The organism is Chitinophaga sp. (genome assembly GCF_035564935.1).
Classification (GTDB): domain Bacteria; phylum Bacteroidota; class Bacteroidia; order Chitinophagales; family Chitinophagaceae; genus Chitinophaga.
This window is the reverse complement of sequence record NZ_DATMTE010000917.1, coordinates 1-1,847: the sequence shown is the minus strand read 5'-3', so window position 1 is coordinate 1,847 and position 1,847 is coordinate 1. Positions and strand designations below refer to the sequence as shown.

Annotated in this window: 2 protein-coding genes; both read right to left on the bottom strand. The window is 44.7% G+C overall.

Features of this window, described 5'->3' with window-relative positions; all coding sequences use genetic code 11:
- Nucleotides 1-119: 119 nt before the first annotated feature.
- Nucleotides 120-1,115, bottom strand: coding sequence for a DNA polymerase III subunit delta (gene holA / locus VN105_RS23900; RefSeq protein WP_325644967.1), 996 nt, complete (start codon nucleotides 1,113-1,115; stop codon nucleotides 120-122).
- 27 nt (nucleotides 1,116-1,142) lie between these two features.
- On the bottom strand, nucleotides 1,143-1,847 hold a 705-nt coding region (locus tag VN105_RS23895; RefSeq protein ID WP_325644965.1), incomplete at its 5' end, for a 3'-5' exonuclease.

The following is a 1,847-nucleotide window of genomic DNA, read 5'->3' as shown; positions in this document are numbered from 1 at the left end:
GTACAACAAAAGCACAAAAACTACTTAAAAAGAAAAACAAAATACCTACCAGCGTTCTGAATATCTTTTTTATCTCAACAGCCATTGAAACGGTTTATAGTTCAGGAATAAGCGATCATTTAATTCATCACCTTATACATCAGCTCTTTCATCAGTTCCCCATCTTCCACCCCGCTATCGTTAATGCCTATACTCCGCAGGTTATACTGGTGTAACAACAAGATGGCTTTCTCTGTTCCGTCTGGCCCATACTGACGGGCAGCATTCATGTAATCCTTTACGAAAAACGGATGTACACCGAGTGCAGCCGCTACTTCTTTTTCGCCTCCTTTTACGCTGAAAATGAGGTTTACCTTGGCGAAGAAGTTATACAGGGCCGGCAGCGTCATTTGAATGGGCGCTGCTTTGGGATTGGCGGCAAAATAGGAGACGATCCGGAATACTTTGGCGGTATTTTTCTGTCCCAGGGCGTTTTGCAGTTCAAATACATTATACTCCTTGCTGATGCCCACATACTTTTCAATATCCGCTTCATCGATCTTCTTCTGGGCGGGCAGGTTTACCAGCAGTTTGTCTATTTCATTGGCAATACGTGAAAGATCGTTGCCGATATGATCTACCAGGAGAATAGCTGCTTTTTGCGAAATGGCCAGTCCGCGGCTGCTTACATAACTTTCCACCCAACCGGGCAACTGGTTATCATACATTTTTTTTGTAGACAGCAGCACGCCTTTTTCCTTTATGAGTTTGGCCATTTTACTCCTGCCATCTATTTTGCCCTGCTTATGCGCTACTACAAACACGGTGGAGGTAAGCGGGTTGTCAATATATGCTTCCAGTTTCAGGAGGTCGCGCATGGCCTGTGCTTCTTTCAGGAGTACCACCTGTCTTTCTGCAAACATGGGATATCTCCGGCAGGCGTTGATCACCTGGGTCCAATCCGTATCTTTTCCATAAAGGACCGTGAGATTGAAACCCCGCTCCGATTCCGGCAACAGTTCATGTTCGGCATAACTGGTTACCTGGTCAATGAAAAAGTCCTCCTCTCCTTCCAGCCAGTATAATGATTTGAATTTCTGTTGCTTCCAATCCCTGATGATGTCCTGGTACTCCATTATTATATTGCTTTTCGTCTTTTACGATTATTTTTTTACGATGATGATATCTGCCGGTGTTAATGCCGGTAACCGTTTGAATTTCAACAGCAGTTGTGCTACTGCCAGTACATCTTTCTGGCAATAGGCGGCAATACGTTCCAGGTCCTTTTCCTCCCAGTACACTTTCCCTACCATACTGCCGTCTATATCGTCTTTGGGCGTATCAATGCCCATTACGGCGGTCAGGAGTTTCAGCGAAATATAATGTTTAAAGTCCCCGAAGCGCCACAGCTGCAGGGTATCCAGCATGGGCATCTCCCAGGGTTTAAATCCATGCAGCTGTAAAGGTTGCGGCAAAGATAACTGATGGATAACAGACCTTCTGCAAATAAAAGGAATATCAAATTCTTTGATGTTATGCCCGGCAAACTGGAACCGGGGGTATTTCGCATAGAATTTATTGATTAATTCTAAAAATCCGGAGAGCACAACTGCTTCATCATCATTATAAAACGACTTCAGCCTTAGCTGGTACCGGTTATTTTCCAGGCTGAAGAAACCGGCCGAAATGCATACTATTTTTCCAAATTCGGCGTAGATGCCAGCCCTGTCAACGTATGCTGAATCTTCGTTTCCTGAAACTGGCGCAGTTTTTGCCATTTTCTCCCGCCAGAGCTGTTGCATATCTTCAGATAAGTGCTCTATAGCTGGAGCCGCCGGTGTTGTTTCTATGTCCAACAGTAATAATTG